This window comes from Curtobacterium sp. MMLR14_010, assembly GCF_001865015.1.
In the GTDB taxonomy this organism is placed as follows: Bacteria; Actinomycetota; Actinomycetes; order Actinomycetales; family Microbacteriaceae; genus Curtobacterium.
In genome coordinates this window covers 1-23,061 of the sequence record NZ_MJGV01000068.1, presented here as the reverse complement: position 1 = coordinate 23,061, position 23,061 = coordinate 1, and the positions used below count along the sequence as shown (strand labels likewise).

At 71.6% G+C, this 23,061-nt stretch carries 22 protein-coding genes; 7 read left to right on the top strand and 15 right to left on the bottom strand.

Annotated elements, in window-relative coordinates; genetic code table 11:
* The first annotated feature begins 71 nt into the window (after positions 1-71).
* Positions 72-1,118, top strand: a complete 1,047-nt coding sequence (locus BIU98_RS14005) for a hypothetical protein (RefSeq protein WP_139200742.1) — start codon at positions 72-74, stop codon at positions 1,116-1,118.
* Positions 1,119-1,400: 282 nt separating this feature from the next.
* Here the strand turns inward: BIU98_RS14005 and BIU98_RS14000 are convergent, their stop codons facing one another.
* Together BIU98_RS14000 and BIU98_RS13995 are read right to left on the bottom strand one after the other, a co-directional pair.
* A complete protein-coding gene (locus tag BIU98_RS14000) occupies positions 1,401-1,652 on the bottom strand; it encodes a DUF6458 family protein (RefSeq protein WP_071277720.1) in 252 nt (83 codons plus the stop codon).
* Between the two features lie 117 nt (positions 1,653-1,769).
* The gene (locus tag BIU98_RS13995) at positions 1,770-4,325 is read right to left on the bottom strand and encodes an RNA helicase (protein WP_071277717.1); all 2,556 of its coding nucleotides are present in this window, start codon (positions 4,323-4,325) and stop codon (positions 1,770-1,772) included.
* Between the two features lie 105 nt (positions 4,326-4,430).
* On the opposite strand from BIU98_RS13995, the gene BIU98_RS13990 reads away from it, so the two are divergent.
* The 3 genes from BIU98_RS13990 to BIU98_RS13980 all read left to right on the top strand — a co-directional run bounded on the left by BIU98_RS13990 (position 4,431) and on the right by BIU98_RS13980 (position 7,488).
* Entirely contained in the window at positions 4,431-5,459 is a 1,029-nt protein-coding gene (locus BIU98_RS13990; protein ID WP_175481375.1) for an LLM class flavin-dependent oxidoreductase, read from the top strand.
* A 450-nt stretch (positions 5,460-5,909) separates the two neighbouring features.
* A complete protein-coding gene (locus tag BIU98_RS13985; protein ID WP_071277714.1) occupies positions 5,910-6,506 on the top strand; it encodes a TetR/AcrR family transcriptional regulator in 597 nt (198 codons plus the stop codon).
* A gap of 118 nt (positions 6,507-6,624) precedes the next feature.
* Positions 6,625-7,488, top strand: a complete 864-nt coding sequence (locus BIU98_RS13980) for an NAD(P)-dependent oxidoreductase (protein ID WP_071277711.1) — start codon at positions 6,625-6,627, stop codon at positions 7,486-7,488.
* Positions 7,489-7,550: 62 nt separating this feature from the next.
* On the opposite strand, the gene BIU98_RS13975 is transcribed toward BIU98_RS13980, so the two are convergent.
* Together BIU98_RS13975 and BIU98_RS13970 are read right to left on the bottom strand one after the other, a co-directional pair.
* A complete protein-coding gene (locus BIU98_RS13975) occupies positions 7,551-9,095 on the bottom strand; it encodes a methyltransferase (RefSeq protein WP_071277192.1) in 1,545 nt (514 codons plus the stop codon).
* Complete coding sequence (locus BIU98_RS13970; protein ID WP_071277189.1) at positions 9,092-9,457, bottom strand: helix-turn-helix transcriptional regulator; 366 nt, start codon at positions 9,455-9,457, stop codon at positions 9,092-9,094. The genes BIU98_RS13975 and BIU98_RS13970 overlap by 4 nt, the downstream gene beginning before the upstream one ends.
* 133 nt (positions 9,458-9,590) lie before the next feature.
* On the opposite strand from BIU98_RS13970, the gene BIU98_RS13965 reads away from it, so the two are divergent.
* The gene (locus BIU98_RS13965) at positions 9,591-10,847 is read left to right on the top strand and encodes an MFS transporter (protein WP_071277187.1); all 1,257 of its coding nucleotides are present in this window, start codon (positions 9,591-9,593) and stop codon (positions 10,845-10,847) included.
* 131 nt (positions 10,848-10,978) lie between these two features.
* On the opposite strand, the gene BIU98_RS13960 is transcribed toward BIU98_RS13965, so the two are convergent.
* Entirely contained in the window at positions 10,979-11,401 is a 423-nt protein-coding gene (locus tag BIU98_RS13960) for a TIGR02611 family protein (RefSeq protein ID WP_071277185.1), read from the bottom strand.
* Positions 11,402-11,523: 122 nt separating this feature from the next.
* Positions 11,524-11,859, bottom strand: coding sequence for a TraR/DksA C4-type zinc finger protein (locus BIU98_RS13955; RefSeq protein ID WP_071277183.1), 336 nt, complete (start codon positions 11,857-11,859; stop codon positions 11,524-11,526).
* A gap of 55 nt (positions 11,860-11,914) precedes the next feature.
* On the opposite strand from BIU98_RS13955, the gene BIU98_RS13950 reads away from it, so the two are divergent.
* The gene (locus BIU98_RS13950; RefSeq protein ID WP_071277181.1) at positions 11,915-12,946 is read left to right on the top strand and encodes an LLM class flavin-dependent oxidoreductase; all 1,032 of its coding nucleotides are present in this window, start codon (positions 11,915-11,917) and stop codon (positions 12,944-12,946) included.
* Between the two features lie 112 nt (positions 12,947-13,058).
* Positions 13,059-13,499: a DUF2510 domain-containing protein gene (locus tag BIU98_RS19545; RefSeq protein ID WP_071277179.1), complete on the top strand. Its 441-nt coding sequence runs from the start codon at positions 13,059-13,061 to the stop codon at positions 13,497-13,499.
* 148 nt (positions 13,500-13,647) lie between these two features.
* Here the strand turns inward: BIU98_RS19545 and BIU98_RS13940 are convergent, their stop codons facing one another.
* The 9 genes from BIU98_RS13940 to BIU98_RS19890 form a co-directional block, all read right to left on the bottom strand.
* Positions 13,648-14,640, bottom strand: a complete 993-nt coding sequence (locus BIU98_RS13940) for a site-specific tyrosine recombinase XerD (protein ID WP_071278313.1) — start codon at positions 14,638-14,640, stop codon at positions 13,648-13,650.
* A 31-nt stretch (positions 14,641-14,671) separates the two neighbouring features.
* Positions 14,672-15,241: an NUDIX hydrolase gene (locus tag BIU98_RS13935; RefSeq protein ID WP_071277177.1), complete on the bottom strand. Its 570-nt coding sequence runs from the start codon at positions 15,239-15,241 to the stop codon at positions 14,672-14,674.
* 165 nt (positions 15,242-15,406) lie between these two features.
* Positions 15,407-17,119 carry a CTP synthase gene (locus BIU98_RS13930; RefSeq protein ID WP_083393265.1) on the bottom strand — a complete coding sequence of 571 codons (1,713 nt, stop codon included), beginning with the start codon at positions 17,117-17,119 and terminating at the stop codon, positions 15,407-15,409.
* A 111-nt stretch (positions 17,120-17,230) separates the two neighbouring features.
* On the bottom strand, positions 17,231-18,925 hold the full coding sequence (gene recN / locus BIU98_RS13925) for a DNA repair protein RecN (protein ID WP_071277173.1): 1,695 nt from the start codon (positions 18,923-18,925) through the stop codon (positions 17,231-17,233).
* Entirely contained in the window at positions 18,922-19,857 is a 936-nt protein-coding gene (locus BIU98_RS13920; protein ID WP_071277171.1) for an NAD kinase, read from the bottom strand. The genes recN and BIU98_RS13920 overlap by 4 nt, the downstream gene beginning before the upstream one ends.
* Positions 19,854-20,663, bottom strand: coding sequence for a TlyA family RNA methyltransferase (locus tag BIU98_RS13915; protein WP_071278311.1), 810 nt, complete (start codon positions 20,661-20,663; stop codon positions 19,854-19,856). The genes BIU98_RS13920 and BIU98_RS13915 overlap by 4 nt, the downstream gene beginning before the upstream one ends.
* Before the next feature lie 61 nt (positions 20,664-20,724).
* On the bottom strand, positions 20,725-20,877 hold the full coding sequence (locus BIU98_RS19540; RefSeq protein WP_175481374.1) for a hypothetical protein: 153 nt from the start codon (positions 20,875-20,877) through the stop codon (positions 20,725-20,727).
* A gap of 10 nt (positions 20,878-20,887) precedes the next feature.
* On the bottom strand, positions 20,888-21,862 hold the full coding sequence (locus BIU98_RS13910; protein ID WP_071277169.1) for an HAD-IIA family hydrolase: 975 nt from the start codon (positions 21,860-21,862) through the stop codon (positions 20,888-20,890).
* A 31-nt stretch (positions 21,863-21,893) separates the two neighbouring features.
* Positions 21,894-23,061: tetratricopeptide repeat protein (locus BIU98_RS19890; protein ID WP_368073048.1), on the bottom strand; the 1,168-nt coding region annotated here is incomplete at its 5' end.

Here is a 23,061-nt window from a genome sequence, read left to right as displayed (position 1 = left end):
CTGACATTTCTCATCTCGTATACTCAGCGGACTCCGTCACCTCGGAGTGCCCCTGAACGAAAGAACGTCAGTTGCATCCCTCGAAGAAGTCCCTCGCCCTGGCCACCTGCGCCACGGGTCTCGTCCTGGCCTCCGTGGCCTTCGGGTCCGGCGCCGCGAACGCCGCTCCCGCCCACTCGACCACTGCTGGTTCCGCGTCGAACAGCTCGACCCGCGCTGTCTCCCCCGTGCAGACCTCCGTCATCTCGTACTCCAGCGGGTCCGTCCTCGTCGGCGTCACGGGGACGCCGGGCACCCTCGTCCGCTTCGAGGACGATGCCCGTCGCCTCACCAGCGTGCGGATCCCGGCGAGCGGTACCAACACCGTCTCCATCCGTGTCGACGACAACCGCGTGACGAACTTCACGGTGACCTCGGTCCTCGACGGCGAGCGCGTCGACACCCCCTGGTCCGTCGACACCCGCACCGAGGACCCGGGCACGCCCGGCGACCCGGGTGACCCCGGTGACCAGGGCAGCGCCCCGAAGGTCGTCGTGGCCGGGTACGCCCACGGCTACGCGACGCTCGCCGTGAGCGGCAAGGCCGGCCAGACCTACAGCGTCACGGACGCAGCCGGTCACTGGGCCGGCAGCGGTGTGCTCGGTGACACCGCCAAGAACGTCTCGGTCGAGGCCCCCGCCGGTGTCTCGACGAAGTACACCGTCTCCCTCAAGGAGAACTACGAGGTCGTCGGCTCCACCACGGTGGTCGTCAACTCCGCCGAGGCGCCCGACCCGGAGCAGCCGGTGACGCCGGAGCCGGGCAACCCGGGCGAAGAGCCCGAGGTCCCGGTCGAGCCCGGCAACCCCGACCAGCCCGGCGGCCCGGACCAGCCGGGCGACTCGGTCGTCGGAGACGTCTCGGTGGGTACGGTCGCGGGGGGCCGCGCTGCCATCACCATCTCGGGTCCGATCGGTGCGCAGTTCATGATCTCGGACGAGAGCGGCGGCTACGTCACCGGTGGCTTCATCGAGGGCCGGAGCGTCACGCGGCAGATCGTCGTCGGTACCGGCTCGGTGCGGACGTTCACGCTCCACATGGCCGGCGGCACGAAGACCTTCACGGTCGACGCGCGCTAGTCAGGTCGCCCGGACCCACAGCGAGGGCCTCTGGCTTGACGGTCGTTACAGCTCCCGTTGCACTGCCCGTCATGGCCGGAGGCCCTCGGCTGCGTGTCGGTCAGGAGGTGCCGTCGCGGCTTCGCGGCTCCGTACGACCGAGTTCCAGAATCGCCGTGACGGATCCGTTCGTCAGCGGCGAGAACGAAGTCCGGTGTACCGGCGCCCTGGCGACGCTGCGACGGGCCCGAGCTCGAGAGCCCGGACCCGTCGGTCACGCAGTGTCGATCAGCCGGTAGCTGATCAGTAGGTGCCGTCGCGGCGGTCCTGACGGGTGATCTGCTCCCCCGAGGCCGGGTCGACACCCGAGCGCGTGGTCGTGGTCGTGCGACGGCCGCCGAAGGCCACCGCCAGGCTGATGATGAGCAGGACGACGCCCGCGGCCATCAGGATGTAGCCGATGAGTCGGAGATCGATGCCGGCGAGCTGGATGTCCAGCGCGAAGGCGACGATCGCGCCGATGACGATCAGGGCGATGCTGGAGCCGATGCGCATGTCGCATTCCTTCCGGTAGGTGGCGCCGCAGACGCTACCCGCGCGCGGGGCTTCCGGCACACCCCCGAACGGCCGACGCCGGCCATCCCGACGCCCGGCCGCCCGTCGCCCGGCCGCTCAGTCGACGTCGACCTCGGTCCACCCGTCGAACCGTCCGATCTCGGTGACCCGCACGACGGCCTCGCCCGCTTCGTCCGACGCGTCGAGGTCGATCGTCGCCGAGAACCCGAAGTCCTTGTCACCCGCCGGGTCCGCGAAGATCTGCCGTGCACGCCAGGTGCGCCCCTGCTCGGACAGGTCGAGGTACTGCATCGAGCGGGCGTCGGCATCGATCCCGATGGTGTCGTGCTCGTCGTAGTACTCCTCGAGCACCAGGTCCCAGGCAGCGCGGTCGAACCCGGCGGGGGCGTCGAGCTCGCCGAGCGCGTCGATGTCGTCGTTCGCAGCGAGCAGCACCCGCTGGAAGAGCGCGTTCCGCACGAGTACCCGGAACGCCCGGACGTTGCCGGTGAGCCGCGCGGGCTGGGGCGGCGTGATCTCCGCGTGCTCGGCCTCGGCGAGCGCCACGTCCCCGTTCATCAGGGCCTCCCACTCGTCGACCAGCGACGAGTCGACCTGGCGCACCAGTTCCCCGAGCCACTCGATCAGGTCGTCGAGCTCCTGCGTGCGCTGCTCGTCCGCGATGGTCTGGCGCATGGTGCGGTAGGCGTCGGAGAGGTAGCGGAGCACGAGCCCCTCGGACCGGGTGAGCTGGTAGAACCGCACGAAGTCGCCGAAGGTCATCGCGCGCTCGTACATGTCGCGGACGACGGACTTGGGCGACAGCGTGAAGTCGAGCACCCACGGCTGTTCTGCGGCGTAGGCCTCGTACGCGGCGGTCAGGAGCTCGTCGAGCGGCTTCGGGTGGGTGACCTCCTCGAGCAGCTCCATGCGCTCCTCGTACTCGATGCCCTCCTGCTTCATCCGCGCGACGGCCTCCCCGCGCTCCTTGAACTGCTGCTGCGACAGGATCGCGCGGGGGTCGTCGAGGGTGGCCTCGACGATGGAGACCATGTCGAGCGCGTACGTCGGCGACTCGGGGTCCAGGAGCTCGAACGCGGCCAGCGCGAACGGCGACAGCGGCTGGTTCAGGGCGAAGTTCGACTGCAGGTCGACGGTCACGCGGTACGCGCCGTCCACCTTCTCGATCACCCGGGCGTTGATCAGCGTGCGGGCGATCGTCAGCGCACGACGAGCCATGTCGAGCTGGCGGGACCGCGGCTCGTGGTTGTCGAACACGAGCGAGCGGACGTCCTCGAACGCGTCGTCCGCTCGGCCCACGACGGCGAGCACCATCGCGTGCGTGATCCGCATCCGCGACACCATCGGCTCGGGCTCGGCGTTGATGAGCCGCTCGAAGGACGCCTGACCCCACGACACGAAGCCCTCCGGGGCCTTCTTGCGCTTGATCTTGTTCTTCTTCTTGGGGTCGTCCCCGGCCTTCGCCACCGACCGGGCGTTCTCGATCTCGTGCTCCGGCGCCTCGGCGACGACGTCGCCCTCGGTGTCGTAGCCAGCGCGACCGGCACGCCCCGCGATCTGGTGGAACTCCCGCGCGGACAGCTGGCGCATCCGGGTGCCGTCGAACTTGGTCAGCCCGGTGAGCAGCACCGAGCGGATCGGCACGTTGATGCCCACGCCGAGGGTGTCCGTGCCGCAGATCACGGGGAGCAACCCGCGCTGCGCCAGCTGCTCGACGAGCCGCCGGTACTTCGGCAGCATCCCCGCGTGGTGCACCCCGATGCCGGCGCGGATCAGGCGTGAGAGCGTCTGCCCGAACCCGGCGCTGAAGCGGAAGGTGGCAATGGCCTCCGCGATCTGGTCGCGGCGTTCGCGCGATGCGACCTTGGCGGACATGAGGGCCTGCGCACGCTCCAGCGCGGCGGCCTGGGCGAAGTGCACGATGTAGACCGGCGCCTTGCCCTCCTCCAGCAGCCGCTCGACGGTCTCCTGCACCGGGGTCATCACGTACTCGTACTCCAGCGGCACCGGCCGCGAGACGCCGGTCACCCTGGCGGTCGGCCGCCCCGTGCGCCGCGAGAGGTCGTCCGCGATCGTGGTGACGTCCCCGAGCGTTGCCGACATGAGCAGGAACTGCGCACGCTCGAGCACGAGCAGCGGCACCTGCCATGCCCAGCCGCGGTCGGCGTCGCCGTAGAAGTGGAACTCGTCCATGACCACGACGTCGACGTCCGCGTCTGGGCCCTGGCGGAGCGCGAGGTTCGCGAGGATCTCCGCCGTGCAGCACACGATCGGGGCGTCCGCGTTGACGCTGGAGTCCCCCGTGACCATGCCGACGTTGTGGGCGCCGAACAGGTCCACGAGCTGGAAGAACTTCTCCGACACCAGCGCCTTGATCGGTGCGGTGTAGTAGCTCCGCTTGCCCTCGGCGAGCGCCGCGAAGTGCGCACCGGCCGCCACGAGCGACTTGCCGGTGCCGGTCGGCGTGCTGAGGACGACGTTCGCCCCGGACACCAGCTCGATGACGGCTTCGTCCTGCGCCGGGTACAGCGGCCGTCCGCTCGACTCCGCCCAGTCAGCGAAGGCCTGGTAGACGGCGTCGGGGTCGACGACACCGCCGGGGGCCGCCGGCATCGCGGCGACGAGCGGAGCAGAGGTGGTGACGTCGGTCATGCCCCCATCCTCCCAGCCCCACCACCGCCGACGGTCGGGAGGCTCCACATCCGTGGACAGACACCGCACCTTCCACAGATCCATACAGCCGCATACACTCGACCCGTGCGTGAACTCGGCTTCCTGTCCTTCGTCCCCAACCACGGGGGCGCCGCCGGCGCGGCCGCCGCCCTGGAGGACGGCCTCCGCCTCTTCGAGACCGCCGAGCGGCTCGGGTACGGCACCGGGTGGGTCCGCGGTCGCCACTTCGAGCCGTTCCTCACGAGCCCGATGACGTTCTTCGCCGCCGCGGCGCAGCGGACCAGCACGATCGGCTTCGGCACCGCGGTCCTCGGCATGCGCTACGAGGACCCGGTCCGCCTCGCCGAGGACGCCAGCACGGTCGACCTGCTCAGCGGCGGCCGCGTGCAGCTCGGCATCAGCACGGGGATCGCCGGCTACGGCCCGATCCTCGACCCGGTGTTCGGCGGCGTCGAGCGGAGCTTCCGCGACGAGGCCGAGGCCCGCGCTGCGCGACTGCTCGAGGTCCTCGACGGCAAGCCCCTCGGCACCTCGGGCAAGGGCTACGAGAGCATCCCCGAGGGCACCGACCTCACGCTGCAGCCGCTGAGCCCCGAGCTCCGCGACCGGGTCTGGTGGGGTGGCGGCAGCATGGGCACCGCGGTGCGCACGGCGGAGAAGGGGCTCCTGCTGCACTGCTCGACCCTCAACACCGAGGACACCGGCGAGTCCTTCGCCGTGGCACAGGCGGCGCAGATCGAGGCCTACCGCGCCCGCTTCGCCGAACTCCAGGCAGCGGGCACGCACGTCGGGCGCACCCCGAAGGTCGCCGTCGGCCGGATCGTCGTCCCGCTGCTCGACGACCACGACCGCGAGGTCCACGAGGAGTTCCTCACCAGCTACGCCTCGGGCATGGACGACGAGGGACGCCCCCTGTCCGGCACCCCGCCGTTCCGCTTCAGCACGGTCGTCTCCGGGGAGCCCGCGGCGATCGTGGACACCCTGCGCGCCGACCCGGCCGTCACCGCGACAGACGAGCTCGTGATCACCCTGCCGGCGAACGGCGACGCAGCGTCGCACGAGCGCATCCTGACCGTGATCGCCGAGCAGATCGCGCCGCACCTGCACGGATGACGATGGCATCCGGCGGGGGCCCGCACGAGTCGGTGAGGCTCGGGTCCCCCGCCGGACGACCATCTCGCCCCTGATCCGGCCGAGATGGTGCACCCATCGTTCCACCTGTCGGGCGGTTCGGCACAATCGGGGGACGCTGCTCCCAGTGCATTGTGACCTTCTGTCACCACTTTTTCCCGGGCTGGACGAACGACGGGCTGGACGAACGATGCGCCCCCGCGAGAACGCGAGGGCGCATCTGGCGCACCGGGACCACCGGGGCTCGTCGGCCGGATCAGGAGGCCGCTTCGCACGCGCGGTGGTCCTTCGGTGGTGCGCGCGTCGACGGTAACCAGCCGCCTGACGCTGGTGTCCATGCTAGTGAATGGATCTGGTAATGGCGCGGAAAGCGGATGGGCAAGTGCTCAGGACCTGCGAACTGCTCCCTGCACGCGGCGGTACAGTCCTGCCATGACACGACGGGGTTCCTACGCGAAGGGCATCGCCAAGCGCGAGGCGATCCTCACCGTCGCGCTCGAACTCGTCGCGCGGCAGGGCTTCCACCGCACCAGCATCAGGGACATCTCCGAGGCCGTGGGGCTCACGCAGGCCGGGCTCCTGCACTACTTCGACTCCAAGGACGAGCTCTGGGTCGAGGTCCTCCGGCGGCGCGACGCGATCGACGACGCGACCCACCTCGACGCCGACGACCCCGCCCAGCTCCTCGCCGCGATCGTCCGCCACAACGCCGAGGTCCCCGGCCTGGTGCAGATGTTCGTCAACCTGTCCGCCGCTGCGGCCACCGACCCGGAGCACCCCGCGCACGACTACTTCCGCGAGCGCTACGACAAGGTCCGCCGGATCATGACCGCCGACTTCCGCCGGATGCAGGAGGACGGCCGGCTCCGGACCGACGTCGACCCCGAGCAGCTCACGAGCGTCCTGCTCGCCGTCTCCGACGGCATGCAGATCCAGTGGCTCTTCGACCCGAGTCGCGAAATGGCCGCACACGTCGAGCTGGTCGCCCGGCTGGCGATCGCGGAGGTCGCCGCCGCGTCCGCCTCCTGACGACCGGCCAGGAGGCCCGGCGCACCCCCGGCGCATCAGGGCACCGTCAGTACCTGGTTGCGTCCACCCCCGCACGGCAGGATGGGCGCACGGATTCTCGACGATGAGCGGAGGCGCGATGACTCGCGTAGTGGTGACCGGCGGCAGCGGCAAGCTCGGACGAGCGGTGGTGCGCGACCTCGACGAACACGGGTACGACGTGGTCCTCCTCGACCGGGTCCCGTCGCCCGACAAGCCCGAACGGGTGCAGTTCGTCCGCATCGACCTGACCGACTACGGGCAGGTGCTGAACGCGTTCCTCGGGGTCGACGACCGCTACGACCACGTCGACGCGGTCGTGCACCTGGCTGCCGTCCCCGCTCCCGGGCAGGTCCCGGACGTGGCGCTCATCACGAACAACGTCACCTCGTCGATCAACGTCTTCCACGCCGCCCGCGCGGCGAAGATCAGGAACGTGGTCTGGGCGTCGAGCGAGACCCTGCTCGGCATCCCGATGGGCGAGCACCACCCGCCCTACCTGCCCGTCGACGAGGACTTCCCGGTGCGCCCGCAGTCCTCGTACTCCCTCGGCAAGGCCGTCGAGGAGGAGATGGCCCGGCACTTCACGCGCTGGGACCCGACGCTGAAGATGATCGGGCTGCGGTTCTCGAACGTCATGGACGAGACCGACTACCCGTCGTACCCGTGGGACGCCACCCCCGAGGCCAAGACCTTCAACCTGTGGTCCTACATCGACTCCCGCGACGGCGCCCAGGCCGTGCGCAAGGCCGTCGAGAGCGAGCTCACCGGGTTCGAGGCCTTCGTGATCGCCAGCCCCGACACGGTGATGGACACCCCGACGCTCGAGCTCGTCGAGCGCTTCGTGCCCGACATCGAGCGCCGCTCGGACATCGACGGCGTCAGCTCCCTGCTGTCGTCGGAGAAGGCCCGCGAGCTGCTGGGCTACGACCCGCAGCACTCCTGGCGCGACCACCGCTCCTGAGCCACACCACGACGAGACCCCGGACGACGCCACGCGCGTCCGGGGTCTCGTGCGTCCGGGTGTCAGGCCGGGGTCAGCAGCCCGTCGAGCACCAGGTCCCGCGCGGCCGGCAGCAGGTCCGCGGCGAGCGCCTGCTCGTCCACGCCGGTGATCTGCGCGAGCGCCCCGACGATCGCCGCCACGGAGAGCTCCCCGTCGCAGGCCCCGACGAACGCGGCCAGCGCGGTGTCGGCGTCCACGCGACGACCGAAACCACCGCCCTGCACGAGCGTCATCACGGTCGGGTCGTCGTTGCCCGGCCAGTAGAACCGTTCCTCGGTCACGTCCCCCGCGACCCGCAGGTGCGCCGAGGCGAGCGCGACGTCGTCGTTCGCGGCCAGCCACTCGGCAGCGTCGAGGACCCGAGCCACCGTGGCGCCGAGCCCCGCGGGGTTGGAGCCGAGCGTCTCGGGGACGCGCTCGAACCGCCGGAGCCCAGCCGGGCCTCCCGTCCGGGGTTTCCGCACCACGACGTAGCCGAAGCCGACTCCGGTGACCCGGCGCTGCTGGAAGTCGTCGAGCCAGGCGCCGACCAGGTGGTCGAACGTCGGCGTACCGGGCTTGGTGCCACCGTCGCGGATCCAGGTCTCGGCGTAGCGGTTCGGGTCCTGGCGTTCGCGCTCGACGACCCAGACGTCCAGGTCGGTGTCCGCGAACCAGGCCCGCACGCGGTCCAGGCCGTCGACGCCCCAGTGGTACTCCCAGTTGCCGAGCAGCTGTGCGGTGCCGCCGGGCTCCAGGTGGTCGGCGAGGCCGCGGAGCACGGTCTCGACGAGCGCGTCGCCGACCATTCCGCCGTCGCGGTACTCGTAGGACGGCACGCCCTCGGAGCGGGGCGTGATGACGAAGGGCGGGTTCGAGACGATGCGGTCGAAGCGCTCCCCCGCCACCGGCTCGAACAGCGACCCGAGCCGGAACTCGATGCCGTCCAGGCCGTTGAGCTCGGCGTTGAAGCGGGCGATGTCGAGGGCGCGGCGGGAGATGTCGGTGGCGACGACCTCGTCGGCGAAACGTCGCGCGTGCATCGCCTGGATGCCGCACCCGGTGCCGAGGTCGAGCACCCGGCGCACGGGCACGGGGACCTGCAGTCCGCTCAGCGTGGTCGTGGCCCCGCCGATGCCGAGCACGTGCTCCTCGTCGAGCGCGGCGCCGAGCGCGAGCTCCCCGAGGTCCGAGACGATCCACCAGCTGCCGGCACCCGCGTCGTCGACGAAGGCGTACGGGCGCAGGTCCACGGCCGGTCGGAGGACCTCGTCCTCCGATCGGAGGATGCCGGCGCCGACGAGCCCGTCGACGCCCACGGTCGGGAACGCCGCGTCGGCCGCGGTCCGCTCGACCGGCAGGCCGAGCACGAACAGCGTGGCCAGGGTGCCGAGCGCGGACCTGTCCCGCGCGGCGAGCGCACGCAGCGCGGGCACCCGGTTGCCGCGGTGCAGCGCCTCGGCGGCGTCGGCGCCCCACAACGCGTCGACCCCGTCGACGGTGAAGCCCGCGGCGGTCAGGTCCGCGGCGAGGGCCGTGGTGACGGCCGGGTCGGTGACGATCTCGGGCAGCGTGGACGTGCTCATGCGACCAGGTCCGCCCGCATCAGCGCTGCGGGGACCTGCCACGCCATGACCAGGTCGAGCAGGCCCGGGAACCGCTGCTGCACGTCCTCGACGCGCACGCGGCTGATCCGGGTCAGGCCCTCCAGGTGCTGCTCGAGGAGCCCGGCCTCGCGCAGCACGCGGAAGTGGTGCGTCAGCGTGGACTTCGGCCGGTCGACGCCGACCCATCCGCAGGAGCGCTCACCACCGGCGGCGTCGACGAGGTACCGGTGCAGGATCGCCAGGCGGATCGGGTCCGACAGGGCGTCCAGCACGACGGGCAGGTCCATCTCGGCCGGCGACGGCTGAGGCAGCCGTTCGGGGGCATCCACGCGCTCGGGCATGGACGGGACGCTACCAGGGTTCCCCTCGCAGTACGACTTGCGTCGTACTGGGGGCGTGCTGTACCAATGCGGTACGACCCGACTCGTACAGCGGGTCTCGCACAACGGGTTTCGCACTACGGAAGGGTCGCTCATGCAGTCCACTCGCTCGGTCGCCGGGTTCTGGATCATCGCGGCGCTGCTGCTCGTGTCGCTCGCGTCCTCGGCCGTGCCGTCGCCGATCTACCCGGTGTACGCCGCCGAGTGGCACCTGACCCCGCTCATGCTCACCGCGGTGTTCGCGATCTACGTCGCCGGGCTGCTGGCGAGCCTGCTCGTGGCCGGGCGGCTGTCCGACCACGTCGGGCGGAAGCCGGTGCTCGTGGCCGGCGGCATCGGCCTGGCCGTCTCGCTCGGGCTGTTCGCCGTCGCGGACGGCCTCGGGGCGCTCATCCTCGACCGCGTGCTGCAGGGCGTCTCCGTCGGGCTGCTCATCGGCGCCCTCGGCGCAGCGCTCATCGACAACTCGCTCGAGCGCCACCCCACCCTCGCCGGCGTGCTGAACGGAGCCGTCCCGCCGATCGCCCTCGCCATCGGCGCCCTGTCGAGCGGTGCCCTGGTCGAGTGGGGCCCAGCGCCCGAGCAGTTCGTCTACCTGCTGTTCGGCGTGCTCCTCGTGCTCATGCTCGTCGCACTGGTCATCGTCCCCGAGCAGGTCACCCGGCGTCCGGGAGCATTGCGCTCCCTCCGCCCGACGATCGCCGTGCCGCGCTCGTCCCGCCGGCTGTTCCGCGGTGTCGCCGGCTCCCTCGTCGCGAGCTGGGCGCTCGGAGGCCTGTTCCTCTCCCTGGTGCCCTCGGCGCTCGGCGCGGTCTTCGGCATCGACAACCACTTCGCCGCCGGGGCCCTCATCGCCGTCGTCACCGGCGTCGGTGCCGCGACCGGCATCGCGATCCAGCGGCTCGACGCCCGCATCGGCGTGCTCATCGGCCTGGTCGCGCTGATCCTCGGCCCGGTCGTGACAGTCGGCTTCGTGTTCGCGCACTCCCTGCCCGGGCTGGTGGTCGGCAGTGCGATCGCCGGCGTCGGGTTCGGCGCGGGGTTCCAGGCGCCGCTCCGGATGCTGCTCGCGACCGCTGCCCCGACGCACCGTGCGGGACTGCTCTCGACGATCTACGTCGTGAGCTACCTGGCGTTCGGCGTGCCGGCCGTCATCGGGGGTCTGCTCGAGCCGACGGTCGGCCTCGTGCCGGTCATCGCCGGGTACGGCGCGTTCATCGTCATCGCCGCGGGGGTCGCCCTCGTGCTGCAGCTCGTGTCGAAGGACGCCGCCGTGGTCGAGGAGCACGCGTCCGAGGTCCTCGAGCGCACCGCTACCGGCTCGATCCGCACCGCCAACGCAGCCGACTGACCCCGCGGGCGCTGCCGGCGGGCCCGCACCGTGCGCCCTCCCCCAGCTGGTGCGAGGTTGACCACCCCGTGCGCCGACACGACCTCGCACGGAGTGGTGAACCCCGCACCAGGACGATCACTGACCGAGCGCTAGTGCCCGGTCCGGGTCTGTCGCCCCATGGTCCGGTGAGCGTCCTCGTGTGCGGCGTCGACGTCCGCCTTGTTGCGGTCGGCCATCCGGCGCAGCCACCGGGGACCGCGGGCCTTCGCCCAGTCCCAGAACCGGTGGAGCTGCGCCCGGAGCCACGTGATGATCCGGTGGAAGAAGTGGAACTCGCTGGCCAGGATCGTCAGGCCGATGAACACGACGAGCCACCCGGGCCCCGGCAGCGGCACCAGGACGAGCCCGATGATGACGACGAGCCCGCCGACGATGCCGATGAGCACCTTCCAGAACAGGTGCACGTGCGGCCGAGCGTGGATCCAGGAGCGCATGTCGTGGAACCACCGGAACCGCTGCGGCCGTGCAGCCTCGACTGCGCTCGCAGTGGGGTGGTCCCGGTCCGTCTCCATGCGGGAACGGTAGGGCCCGCGGCTGAGAATCACCGGCGCAGCAGGTGACCGTCGCCTCCGTCGGGGACGGGGGCCGAGCCTCCAGACCGGGTCACGTCACCAGCCGCCGGACGGGAGGCTCGTCACGCGTGCGCGACGCAGGTCGCGGCCCACGGGACTGCCGCCAGTCGCGCCTCCGGGATCGGCTCGCCACCGACCGCGCACGTCCCGTACGTGCCCGCGTCGAGCCGGGCCAGCGCCGCGTCGACCAGCCCGATCCGGCGGCGGGCGTCGTCCCGCACCGCGCCGAGCGAGCCGCGTTCCCAGGCGAGCGTCGCACCCTCGGGGTCGTGCTCGTCGTCCGTGTTCGCGCCGTCTCGGGCGTCGCTGACGTCGCGCATGCTCCGCTCGACGTCGGCCAGCAGCTTCTCGGACCGCGCCCGCTCGTCGGTCAGCGCCTGGCGCGGGTCGAAGTCCATGGAGCCGACCGTAGTCGTGCGGAATGCCGACGTCCTCGGATGCGTTTGCATCGACATGACGAAGATCGGGTTCCTGTCGTTCGGACACTGGCGCGACGTGCCGGGGTCGAGGGTCCGCAGCGGTCGTGAGGCCCTGCTGCAGGGCATCGACCTCGCGGTGGCCGCTGAAGAGGCCGGGGTGGACGGCGCGTACTTCCGCGTCCACCACTTCGCGCAGCAGCAGGCGGCCCCCTTCCCGCTCCTGTCGGCGATCGCCGCGAAGACCAGCCGCATCGAGATCGGCACCGGCGTGATCGACATGCGCTACGAGAACCCGCTGTACATGGCGGAGGAGGCGGCGGCCACCGACCTCATCTCCGGCGGGCGACTGCAGCTCGGCGTGAGCCGTGGGTCACCCGAGACCGCGCAGGCCGGGTACCAGTCCTTCGGCTACGTGCCCGAGGTATCTGACCCGAACGGCGCCGACCTTGCCCGTGCGCACACCAGCGTCTTCCGCCGTGCGATCGCCGGCGAGCCGATGGCGAACGCGAACCCGCAGATGACCGGCGCCGAGGGGTCGCTCCCGATCCTGCCGCTCTCCGACGGACTCGGGGACCGCATCTGGTGGGGAGCCGGCACCCGTGCCACCGCCGAGTGGACGGCCGAGCAGGGCATGAACCTGATGTCGTCGACCCTCCTCACCGAGGACACCGGCGTGCCGTTCGACGAACTGCAGGCCGAGCAGATCGAGCGCTTCCGTCGGGTCTGGGCGGAGTCGGGCTGGGAGCGCACGCCCCGGGTCTCGGTGTCGCGCAGCATCATCCCGATCATCGACGACGAGTCGCAGCACTACTTCGGCCTCCGTGCGCAGGCCGAGGGCTCCGACCAGGTCGGGTACCTCGACGGCGGTCTCGCCCGGTTCGGCCGCTCGTACATCGGCTCGCCCGAGGACCTCGTCGCGGAGCTGGCCGCCGACGCCGCGGTCCACGCTGCCGACACGGTGCTCGTCACCGTGCCGAACCAGCTCGGCGTCGACTTCAACGCCCGGCAGCTCGCCGCCGTCGCCGCGGTCATGCGCGAGGTGGACGCCGTACCCGTCCCCGCCTGAGCCCCGCTGGCCGCCTGTCCCCCTTCCTGCCGACACCCGGGTTGGGACTGGGGCAGGCGGCAGCGTCGTCCTAGCGTCTGAGAGCACCTTCCACCGTTCTCAGGAGCTCGTCGTGACGCTGCCGGCCGCAGGCTGGTTCCCGGACCCCCGGGAGACCGCCCGTCTCCGCTGGTGGGACGGCCATGCCTGGGGTGAGGCCACCAGGCCGCTCCCGAGCCGTCCGGTCGAGGCGGTCCGACCCATCGTCGTGACCCCCACCGGCCCGGCCTTCTCGGTGCTCGCCCACCCGGCCGAGAGCCGCACGTGGGCCTACGGCGTCGGAGCCGCGCAGCGCTTCTGTGCGCTGACGTTCCTGGCCGTCGTGCTGGCGGTCGTCTCCCTGGCGCTGAACCCCTGGGGTGTCTGCAGTGTGCTCGGCTTCGCGGCCGGGCTCGCCGGGCTCGTGCACCCGAACGCGACGGGGCCCTGGCGTCCGGTCGCGCGGAGCCTGTCGGCGTCCGCGATGGTCGTGGCACTGGCGACGGGCGTCGTCGCCGTGTCCCACATGTTCTGACGCCGGACGCCGCACGCGCCCGCCCGCCCGCCCGCCTGCCCGCCCCAGGCATCGAGGGAGCAGTAACTGTCGAGTCGCCCCGAAGGACTCGACCATTTCTGCTCCATCGACGCCGCCCACGAGCGCACGGGCAGGCGAGCGCCCCGATCTACCGCCGCGCCCGCGGGTGCGCCGTCTGGTACACGTCCCGCAGCATGTCCGCCGTCACCATCGTGTAGATCTGCGTCGTCGCGACGCTCGCGTGCCCGAGGAGCTCCTGCACCACGCGCACGTCGGCCCCGCCCTCGAGCAGGTGCGTCGCGAACGAGTGCCGGAAGGTGTGCGGCGACACGTGCTCGGCGAGGTCGGCACCAGCGGCAGCCGCCTGGATCACGAGCCAGGCGCTCTGGCGGGACAGCCGCGCACCCCTGGCCCCGAGGAACAGCGCCGGCGTCGAGGTCCCCTTCGCGGCGAACAGCGGCCGTGCCCGCACCAGGTAGGCCTCGACCGCAGCCCGGGCGTAGCTGCCGAGCGGCACGATGCGCTGCTTGTTCCCCTTGCCGGTGACCCGCACCACGGAGACGTCGGTGTCCTCGTCGGCCGCGTCGTCGAGCCCGGACAGCGTCGTGACGTCGTCCACGGACAACCCGACGGCCTCGGAGATGCGCGCACCCGTGGCGTAGAGGAGCTCGAGCAGCGCCCGGTCCCGGAGCTGCACGGGGTCGTCGCCGTCGACCGCGCCGAGCAGCCGCTCCATGTCGTGCACCGAGATCGCCTTCGGCAGCCGCATCGGGGCCTTCGGCGGACGGACGGAGGCGCCGGGGTCGAGCGGCAGCCAGCCCTCCCCCGCGGCGAACGCGCTGAACGACCGCACGGAGCTGAGCATCCGGGCGACGGACCGCGGCGCCAACGGCGCGGGCTCGCGCGTCGCCAGGTGCGTCACGAACCCGGCGAGGTCCGCACGTGCGAGTCGCCCCACGTCACGGACCACCGACGAACCGCCGGCTCGGTCAGCGCCGTCCGAGGCGACTTCGGGCTGCGTCGCGATCCAGTCGGCGAACGTCGCCAGGTCCCGCCGGTAGGCCGACAGTGTGTGGTCGGACAGCCCCCGCTCGATGGCGACGTGCCGCAGGTAGGTCTCGATGGCACGGTCGAGCGGGATCACCCGACGAGGCTAGCGGCCGCCCAGCCCATCAGCCGCGTTCGATCGCGTCCACGGCGAGCGCCGCGACGATGAGCGCCGAGTTGTGCAGCCGGCCACCGAGGATCCCCGCGACGACCTCGGCACGCGGCACCCAGCGCACGAGGATGTCGGCCTCCTCTGCCTCGCGCTCGAACGCGGACGCGGTGGCCCGGACGCCACGAGCCCGGTAGATCTGGATGAACTCGTTGCTGCCACCCGACGAGGTGTTGTAGTGCACGAGCGGCTCCCACGTGTCGGCCTCGACGTCGGCCTCTTCCGCGAGCTCCCGCTGCGCTGCGACGAGGTGGTCCTCCCCCGGGTGGTCGAGCAGCCCGGCCGGCAGCTCCCAGTCGCGCACGTGCACCGGGTGCCGGTACTGCTGGATGAGGAGCACACGGCCCTCGTCGTCCTCGGCCCAGACGCCGACGGCACCGGTGTGGTCGATGTACTCGCGCACCATGCTGCCGTCGCCGTACGCGACGGTGTCGCGGCGGATGTCCCACACGGCGCCCTCGTACACGAGCGCGGAGTCGGTCACGTCGAAGGATGCCGGTTCGTCAGCGATGGGTGCGTCAGTCACACCCCCATCAAACCAGCGCTCACCGTCACCGCCGGCCAGCTGACGGACGGGAGGCTCCCCACCGGACCGGTGGGGAGCCTCCCCCCACCGGCACGGCCGTCGCGCCGCTGGCGCGTCGCACCGGAACCGGCGGCGTGGGCCCAGTCTGTCTGCTGGTGACGCTGGCTACGCGACCTGCTCCGACTCCGGGTCGAAGAGGCGCGACGCCTCGTTCCGCGCGATCGCGGCCTCGACGAGGCCGGCGAAGAGCGGGTGCGCGTTGTTCGGCCGCGAGCGCAGCTCGGGGTGCGCCTGCGTGCCGATGTAGAACGGGTGCTCCGCGCGGTCCAGCTCGACGTACTCGACGAGGGTGCCGTCGGGCGAGGTGCCCGAGAACACCAGGCCGGCGTCCGCGATCTGCTGGCGGTACGTGTTGTTGACCTCGTAGCGGTGACGGTGCCGCTCGGACGCCTCGGGTGCTCCGTAGAGCGACGAGGCGAGCGAGCCCTCGGTGAAGTGGGCGGGGTAGAGGCCCAGGCGCATCGTGCCGCCGAGGTCGCCACCGGCGATGATGTCCACCTGCTCGGCCATCGTCGCGATGACGGGGGTCGAGGTCTCCGGGTCGAACTCGGAGCTCGAGGCGTCGACCAGGCCGGCCTCGTGCCGGGCGTACTCGATGACCATGCACTGCAGGCCGAGGCACAGGCCGAGCGTCGGGATCTTGTTCTCACGCGCGAACTTCAGCGCACCGAGCTTGCCCTCGATCCCGCGCACGCCGAAGCCACCGGGGACGCAGATGCCGTCGACGTCGCCGAGCTGCTTCGCCGCGCCCTCGGGCGTGGTGCAGTCGTCGGACACGACCCACTTCAGCGTGACCTTCGCGGTGTGCGCGAAGCCACCGGCTCGGAGCGCCTCGGTGACCGACAGGTAGGCGTCCGGCAGGTCGATGTACTTGCCGACCAGGGCGATGGTGACGTCCTTCTTCGGCTCGTGCACCGCGCGCAGCACCGGGTTCCACGAGGTCCAGTCCACCGCTCCGGCCTCGAGGTGCAGGGCGTCGACGATGACCTGGTCGAGTCCCTGGGTGTTGAGCAACGTCGGCAGGTCGTAGATCGACGGCACGTCCACGGCGTTCACCACGGCGTCCTCGTCCACGTCGCACATGAGCGCGATCTTGCGCTTGTTCGAGTCCGACACCGGGCGGTCCGAGCGCAGCACGAGGGCGTCGGGCTGGATGCCGATCGAGCGGAGCGCGGCGACGGAGTGCTGCGTCGGCTTCGTCTTCTGCTCACCGGACGCGTTCATGAACGGCACCAGCGACACGTGCACGAAGAACACGTTGTTGCGGCCGAGCTCGTGACGCACCTGGCGCGCCGACTCGAGGAACGGCTGGGACTCGATGTCGCCGACAGTGCCGCCGACCTCGGTGATGATGACGTCGGGCTGCGGGTCGTTCCCAGCCTGCTCGCGCATCCGACGCTTGATCTCGTCGGTGATGTGCGGGATGACCTGCACGGTGTCGCCGAGGTACTCGCCGCGGCGTTCCTTGGCGATGACCGTCGAGTAGACCTGACCGGTCGTGACGTTCGCCGACTGCGACAGGTTGATGTCGAGGAAGCGCTCGTAGTGCCCGATGTCGAGGTCCGTCTCGGCGCCGTCGTCGGTCACGAAGACCTCGCCGTGCTGGAACGGGTTCATGGTGCCCGGGTCCACGTTGAGGTACGGGTCGAGCTTCTGCATGACGACCCGGAGGCCGCGAGCCGTGAGGAGGTTGCCGAGGCTGGCCGCCGTCAGGCCCTTGCCGAGAGACGAGACGACCCCGCCGGTCACGAAGATCTGCTTCGTCACCTTCGGGGTCGGGGTGCTTGCCTTGGTACCGCTGCTGAGAGTGTCCGCCACGGGATTCCATCGTACGTCAGAAGTGCCGGGAGGCGCGACTCGCGTTCGCCGGGCGCGTTGCGGTGGACGTGTGGTCGCGTTGCTCGGAGCGGCGAGCGCGCCGCCGGCGCGTCACACGGTGTGGCCCGCGACCTCGAGCAGTTCCCGGGCGTGCTCCATGCCGCTGGCGCTGTCGCCGAGGCCCGACAGCAGCCGGGCCATCTCCTGCAGCCGGTCGTCGCCCTCGAGGCGGCGCACGCTCGACGACGTCACCGCACCGCTGGCGTCCTTCACGACGTTGAGGTGGTTGTTCGCGAACGCCGCGACCTGGGCCAGGTGCGTGACGACGATGACCTGGGTGCGTTCGGCGAGCGCTGCCAGGCGTCGGCCGATCTCGATCGCCGCGGCCCCACCGACGCCGGCGTCCACCTCGTCGAACACGAACGTCGGCACGGTCGTGCTGCCGGCCATGACGACCTCGATCGCGAGCATCACGCGGGAGAGCTCGCCGCCGGACGCACCCTTGCCGATCGGGCGCGGGTCGGTGCCCGAGTGCGGCTGGAGCAGGATCGCGACCTGGTCACGGCCGTGGCGTCGGTACTCGCCGGCGTCGGTGACCTCGACCACCAGGGTCGCGCCGCCCATCGCCAGCGTCTTCAGCTCGGCGGTGACGCGCTTGGCCAGGTCGGTCGCGGCCTTCGAGCGAGCGGAGGTCAGCGAGGACGCCGCAGCGGCCAGTGTCTGCTCGTCCTGCTCGACGGCCTGCTGCAGGGCGACGATTCGGTCGTCGTCGCCGTCGAGTTCGAGCAGTCGGTTCGAGGCCCGCTCGCCGAACGCGATGACGTCGTCGACGGTCTCGCCGTACTTGCGTGCCAGGGCGGAGAGGACCGCGCGGCGTTCGTTGATGAGTTCGAGGTCGTGGCCGGCCTCGGGTTCGAGCGAGCCGAGGTAGCTCGACAGGCTGGCCGAGGCCTCGCTGGCCTGGATCCCGAGCTCGGTGAGCTGCTCCAGGACGGGCTGCAGGGTGCTGTCGGCGCTCACGACCCGCTCGACGGCGCGGCGGGCGGCTTCGACGAGGCCGATCACGTCCGCGACGCCGTCCAGGGACTCGGACGAGATGGCCTCGTGTGCCAGGCCCGCGGACAGGCGGAGCTCCTCGAGGTTGCCGAGGCGCTCCGCGCGTTCCGCGAGCTCGGCGTCCTCGCCGGGCTGGGGTACCGCGGCCTCGATCTCGTCGGAGGCCGCACGCAGCCGAGCGGCTTCGGCGAGCCGGTCGTCGCGGTCGCGCGTCAGGGTCTCGAGTTCGGCGGCGTGCTCCTGCCAGGCGTCGTACGCCGTGACGTACTTCCGCAGCGCCTTCTCGACCGTGGCACCGCCGAAGCCGTCGAGCGCCGCACGCTGGGCGGTGGACGACGTCAGGCGGATCTGGTCGGACTGCCCGTGGACGGTGACGAGCTGGTCGGCGAGTTCCCCGAGCACGGCGACGGGAGCGCTGCGGCCACCGACCGTGGCGCGGCTCCGGCCCTCGGCCGAGACGGTGCGCGTGAGGATCAGCTCGCCGTCCTCCACCGCACCGCCGGCGTCCTCGACGCGGTCGACGACGGTGGCGTGGTCCGGCACGTGCCAGCGGCCCTCGACCACGGCGCTCGACGCACCACGGCGCACGGAACCGGCATCGGCACGCGCGCCGAGCAGCAGCCCGAGGGCGGTGACGATCATGGTCTTGCCGGCGCCGGTCTCACCCGTGACGACGGTGAAGCCGGGGCCGAGCTCGAGGGTGGCCTCGCCGATCACGCCGAGGTCGGCGATGGAGATCTCCTCGATCACCGTTCGCCCCCGGTCTCCTCGTCGTCGTGCTGCGGCCCGCGCCAGCCGGCGACCGGGAGCTGGAACTTCGCCACGAGGCGGTCGGTGAAGGGCGCGTCCTTGAGCCGTGCGACACGGACGGGCTCCGGGGAGCGACGGACCTCGACGCGGGCTCCCGGGGGGAGGTCGTGCGTCCGTCGGCCGTCGCACCACAGCACGCCGACACCGCTCGTGCGGCGGAGGACCTCGATCGCGAGGACGCAGTCCGGCCCGACGACGATCGGTCGGGAGAACAGCGCGTGGGCGCTCAGCGGCACCATGAGGATGGCGTCGACGTTCGGCCACACGATGGGGCCGCCGCCGGAGAACGAGTAGGCGGTGGAGCCGGTCGGGGTGGAGACGACGACGCCGTCGCACCCGAATGACGACAGCGGGCGGCCGTCGACCTCGGTGACGACCTCGAGCATGCGCTCGCGAGAGGCCTTCTCGATGGTGGCCTCGTTCAGCGCCCACGACGAGTAGACGACCTCGTTGCCGACGACGACGTCGACCTGCAGCGCCACACGCTCCTCGACGTTGTAGTCGCCGGAGAGGGCGCGTTGCACGGTCTCGCCGAGGCCGTCCCGCTCGCTCTCCGCGAGGAACCCGACGTGGCCGAGGTTGACGCCGACCAGCGGAGCGTGGGTGCCGCGCGCGAGTTCCGCGGCACGGAGGATGGTGCCGTCGCCGCCGAGGACGATGACGATCTCGAGGTCCTCGAGCTGGACGTCGACACCGAGGATGTCGACCTTGCCGACGGAGGCCTCTGCTCGGCGGATGTCGGCGTACTCGTCGAACGGCATCACCGGGGTGACACCGGCCGCGTGCAGCAGGTCGCAGACCTCCACCGCGGCGTCGATCGAGTCCCGTCGACCCGTGTGCGACACGAGCAGGATGTGCCGTTCGTCGCTCATGGAGTTCCTTCCGCCAGTTCCGTGGCCCGGTCGATCCATTCTGTCGGATTCGACCCTGCGCCCCGCTGGAGACGCGCGACGTACTCGTGGTTGCCGTGGGTGCCGAGGATCGGTGACGACGCGATGCCGGCGGTCCCGAAGCCGAGGTCCCATGCAGCCCACAGCACGTTCATCAGGGCGTCGTTCCGGAGGTCGGCATCGTGCACTATGCCCTCGCGCACACCGCCGCGACCGACCTCGAACTGCGGCTTCACGAGCAGGACGTACTCGTCCGCCGGCACCGCCTGGACGAGGGCGGGCAGGACGATCCGCAGGCTGATGAAGGACAGGTCCCCGACGACCAGGCTCGTCTCCCCCGCGACGGGGTCGAGGGCCAGGTAGTCGGCGGCCGTCAGGTTCCTGGCGTTGACGCCCTCGACCACGGTGACGCGGTCATCGAGCCCCACGACCGGGTCGATCTGCCCGTGCCCGACGTCGAGTGCGACCACCCGACGCGCTCCACGGGCCAGGAGCACCTGCGTGAACCCGCCCGTGCTCGCGCCGACGTCCAGCGCGACGCGGCCTGACGGGTCCACGCCGAAGGTGTCGAGCGCGCCGACGAGCTTGAGCGCCGCACGCGACACCCACTCGTCCCCGGCGTCGACCACGATGGCGGTGTCCGCGGTGACCGGTGTCGATGCCTTGACGACCGGAGCGCCGTCCACGCTGACCCGTCCGTCCAGGATGAGCTTGGCCGCAGCGGTGCGGGACTTCGCGAGGCCGCGGGCGGCGACGGCAGCGTCGAGCCGGAGTGGGGCGGAGCTCATCGGCTCGACCGTGCCCGCGGCGCCGTCGGTCTGCACGTGGCCCGGGGCCGCCATGTCGGGGTCAGGCACTCGCGGTGCCGCCGCTCTCGAGCCGCGTGCGCAGCTCGTCGTGCAGGCCGGCGAAGACGTCGGCGCGGTCGGTCAGCGGCAGCTCCTCGGCCGCTCGGGCTCGCTCGGCGATGTCGCTGGGCTGCTCCTGCTGGTCGACTGGCACGTCGGACACGCTACTCGCCGCCGTACAGCTGCGGGTCCACGTCCAGGCCGTAGATGGCCAGGCCGGAGTCCCAGATCGCCGTCGCCCCCGCACGCAGCAGGTCCATCGCGTCGGACCCCGCCTGCTCGACGCGCACGACGTTCCGCTGCATCCGCACGGTGGCGTCGCCGACGCTGACGTAGCGGGTGCCGTCGTCGGCGGTGTGCCGGTGCGTCACGGGGTACGGCGCCGACAGTCCGCGGAGGTCCTGCAACACGTACGTCGGACGCGAGCGCTCGTCGGCCGCCAGCACCTGCTTGGCCTGGTCGATGCCGGTCAGCACGAGCACGCTCGGGATGCCGGCGTCGTTGGCGCCCTTGATGTCGGTGTCGAGTCGGTCCCCGATGAACAGCGGACGCTCGCCGCCGAACCGGGCCAGGGCCGCGTCGAAGATCGGTCGCTCCGGCTTGCCCGCCACGACCGGCATCCGACCGACGGCCTGGTGCACCGCAGCGACCAGCGTGCCGTTGCCGGGCGCGATGCCGCGCTCGACGGGGATCGACCAGTCCATGTTCGTCGCGACCCAGGGGATCTGCGGGTCCGCGAGGGCGAACGAGGCCTCGGCGAGCTGCGTCCACCCGAGGTCCGGTGAGAACCCCTGGATGACGCCTGCCGGTGCGTCGTCAGCACTCGCGGTCACGGTGAAGCCCGCCTGCTCGACGATGCTCGTGAGCCCGATGCCGCCGATGACCAGGATCGTCGAGCCCGCCGGCACCAGCGTCTCGAGGAGTCGCACCCCGGCCTGCGACGACGTGACGACGTCGTCCGGCCCGACCTGGAGCCCGTAGCCCTCGAGGTGCTCGGCGACGTCGGACGGTCGGCGCGAGGCGTTGTTGGTGATGTAGCCGACCCGTGCGGTGCGGGACGCCTGGGTCAGGGCGTCCACCGCGTACGGGATGGCGTTGCGGCCGCGGTAGACGACGCCGTCGAGGTCGGTGAGGACCACGTCGACGCCGTCCGTCGGCGGACGCGGGGTGTCAGCCGGCTGCGGAGCCGTCGACGTCCCGGGGGTTGTCGTCGTCGATCTCGCCGAGGTCGTCGTCGAGTTCGTCGTCGAGGTCGTCGTCGAGGTCGTCGTCGGCGCCGGGGTCCCCGAGGGGCGAGAGCTGGTCGGGTTCGCCGGGCTCGTCGACGTCTCCGGGCTGTTCGGGCTCGTCTCCGAGGTCGTCGGCTTCGATCGTTTCCTCGACCACATCAATTGTCTCCCAAGAGTCTTCGTCAGCGGCTTCGGCGAGGGCCTCGGCTGCGCGGTCGACACGGGCCCACCACTCGTCGGCCTCGTCCTGGCGACCGAGCTCTTCGAGCGTGGCCGCGTAAGCACTGTAGAGCGCGGGCGACCAGGTGTACGCCGTCGACGGGTCGAGCTGTGGAATCTCCAGCTCGCCGAGGGCGGCTGTGGGATTCCCCAGGTCGAGGCGCGCGCCCGACATGGCGATCGCGAGCTCCACCTGCACGCCGGGCTCGAGTGCCCCGCGCTCCACCGACCGGCCGAGCTCGAGGGCCCGCTCCGGACGACCGAGTCCACGCTCGCAGTCGACCATCATCGGGAGCTGGTCGTTGCGGCCGGAGATGCGCCGGTAGGTGCGCAGCTCGCGGAGCGCCGTGCTGAAGTCGCCGAGGCGGTAGGCCGTGATCGCTGCCGTCTCCCGGACGACCGCGACCCGACCAGCACGACGGGCAGCACTGAGGGCGTGCTGGTTCGCGAGCTCGGGGTCGTCGTCGATGAACATCGCCGCGGTGACGAGGTGTCGCGCGACCCACTCGGCGTTGTCCTTGCTGAGGGTCTTCAGCTCCGTCCGGGCCTGCGGGTGCAGATCGCGGGCCTGGACCTCGTCGGGGATCTCCGGGTCCTCGTGCCGTGGGCGGATCGAGCGGGTGCCGTACGGGTCGCGGTCTTCCCAGTCGTCGCGCGCGGACTCACCGAAGCGGGCACCCGGCGCACGGGAGCCGTCGCCGAAGCGCTTGCGGTCGTCGCCGCCGCCGCGCGTGCTGAACTGGCCGCGTTCCTGGCGGTCGTCGTCACGGCGCGGGCGGTCGGAGTTGAACGGACGATTGCCGTCACTACGGGGACGATCCGAGTTGAACGGCCGGTCACCGTCACGACGGGGACGGTCGGAGTTGAAGGGACGATCCCCATCACGACGC

Excerpts from the sequence above, each read along its gene's own strand:
- BIU98_RS14000 (WP_071277720.1), bottom strand. The coding sequence starts at position 1,652 with ATGCGCATCGGCTCCAGCATCGCCCTGATCGTCATCGGCGCGATCGTC.
- BIU98_RS13995 (WP_071277717.1), bottom strand. The coding sequence starts at position 4,325 with ATGACCGACGTCACCACCTCTGCTCCGCTCGTCGCCGCGATGCCGGCG.
- BIU98_RS13985 (WP_071277714.1), top strand. The coding sequence starts at position 5,910 with ATGACACGACGGGGTTCCTACGCGAAGGGCATCGCCAAGCGCGAGGCG.
- BIU98_RS13980 (WP_071277711.1), top strand. The coding sequence starts at position 6,625 with ATGACTCGCGTAGTGGTGACCGGCGGCAGCGGCAAGCTCGGACGAGCG.
- BIU98_RS13975 (WP_071277192.1), bottom strand. The coding sequence starts at position 9,095 with ATGAGCACGTCCACGCTGCCCGAGATCGTCACCGACCCGGCCGTCACC.
- BIU98_RS13970 (WP_071277189.1), bottom strand. The coding sequence starts at position 9,457 with ATGCCCGAGCGCGTGGATGCCCCCGAACGGCTGCCTCAGCCGTCGCCG.
- BIU98_RS13965 (WP_071277187.1), top strand. The coding sequence starts at position 9,591 with ATGCAGTCCACTCGCTCGGTCGCCGGGTTCTGGATCATCGCGGCGCTG.
- BIU98_RS13960 (WP_071277185.1), bottom strand. The coding sequence starts at position 11,401 with ATGGAGACGGACCGGGACCACCCCACTGCGAGCGCAGTCGAGGCTGCA.
- BIU98_RS13955 (WP_071277183.1), bottom strand. The coding sequence starts at position 11,859 with ATGGACTTCGACCCGCGCCAGGCGCTGACCGACGAGCGGGCGCGGTCC.
- BIU98_RS13950 (WP_071277181.1), top strand. The coding sequence starts at position 11,915 with ATGACGAAGATCGGGTTCCTGTCGTTCGGACACTGGCGCGACGTGCCG.
- BIU98_RS13920 (WP_071277171.1), bottom strand. The coding sequence starts at position 19,857 with ATGAGCGACGAACGGCACATCCTGCTCGTGTCGCACACGGGTCGACGG.
- BIU98_RS13915 (WP_071278311.1), bottom strand. The coding sequence starts at position 20,663 with ATGAGCTCCGCCCCACTCCGGCTCGACGCTGCCGTCGCCGCCCGCGGC.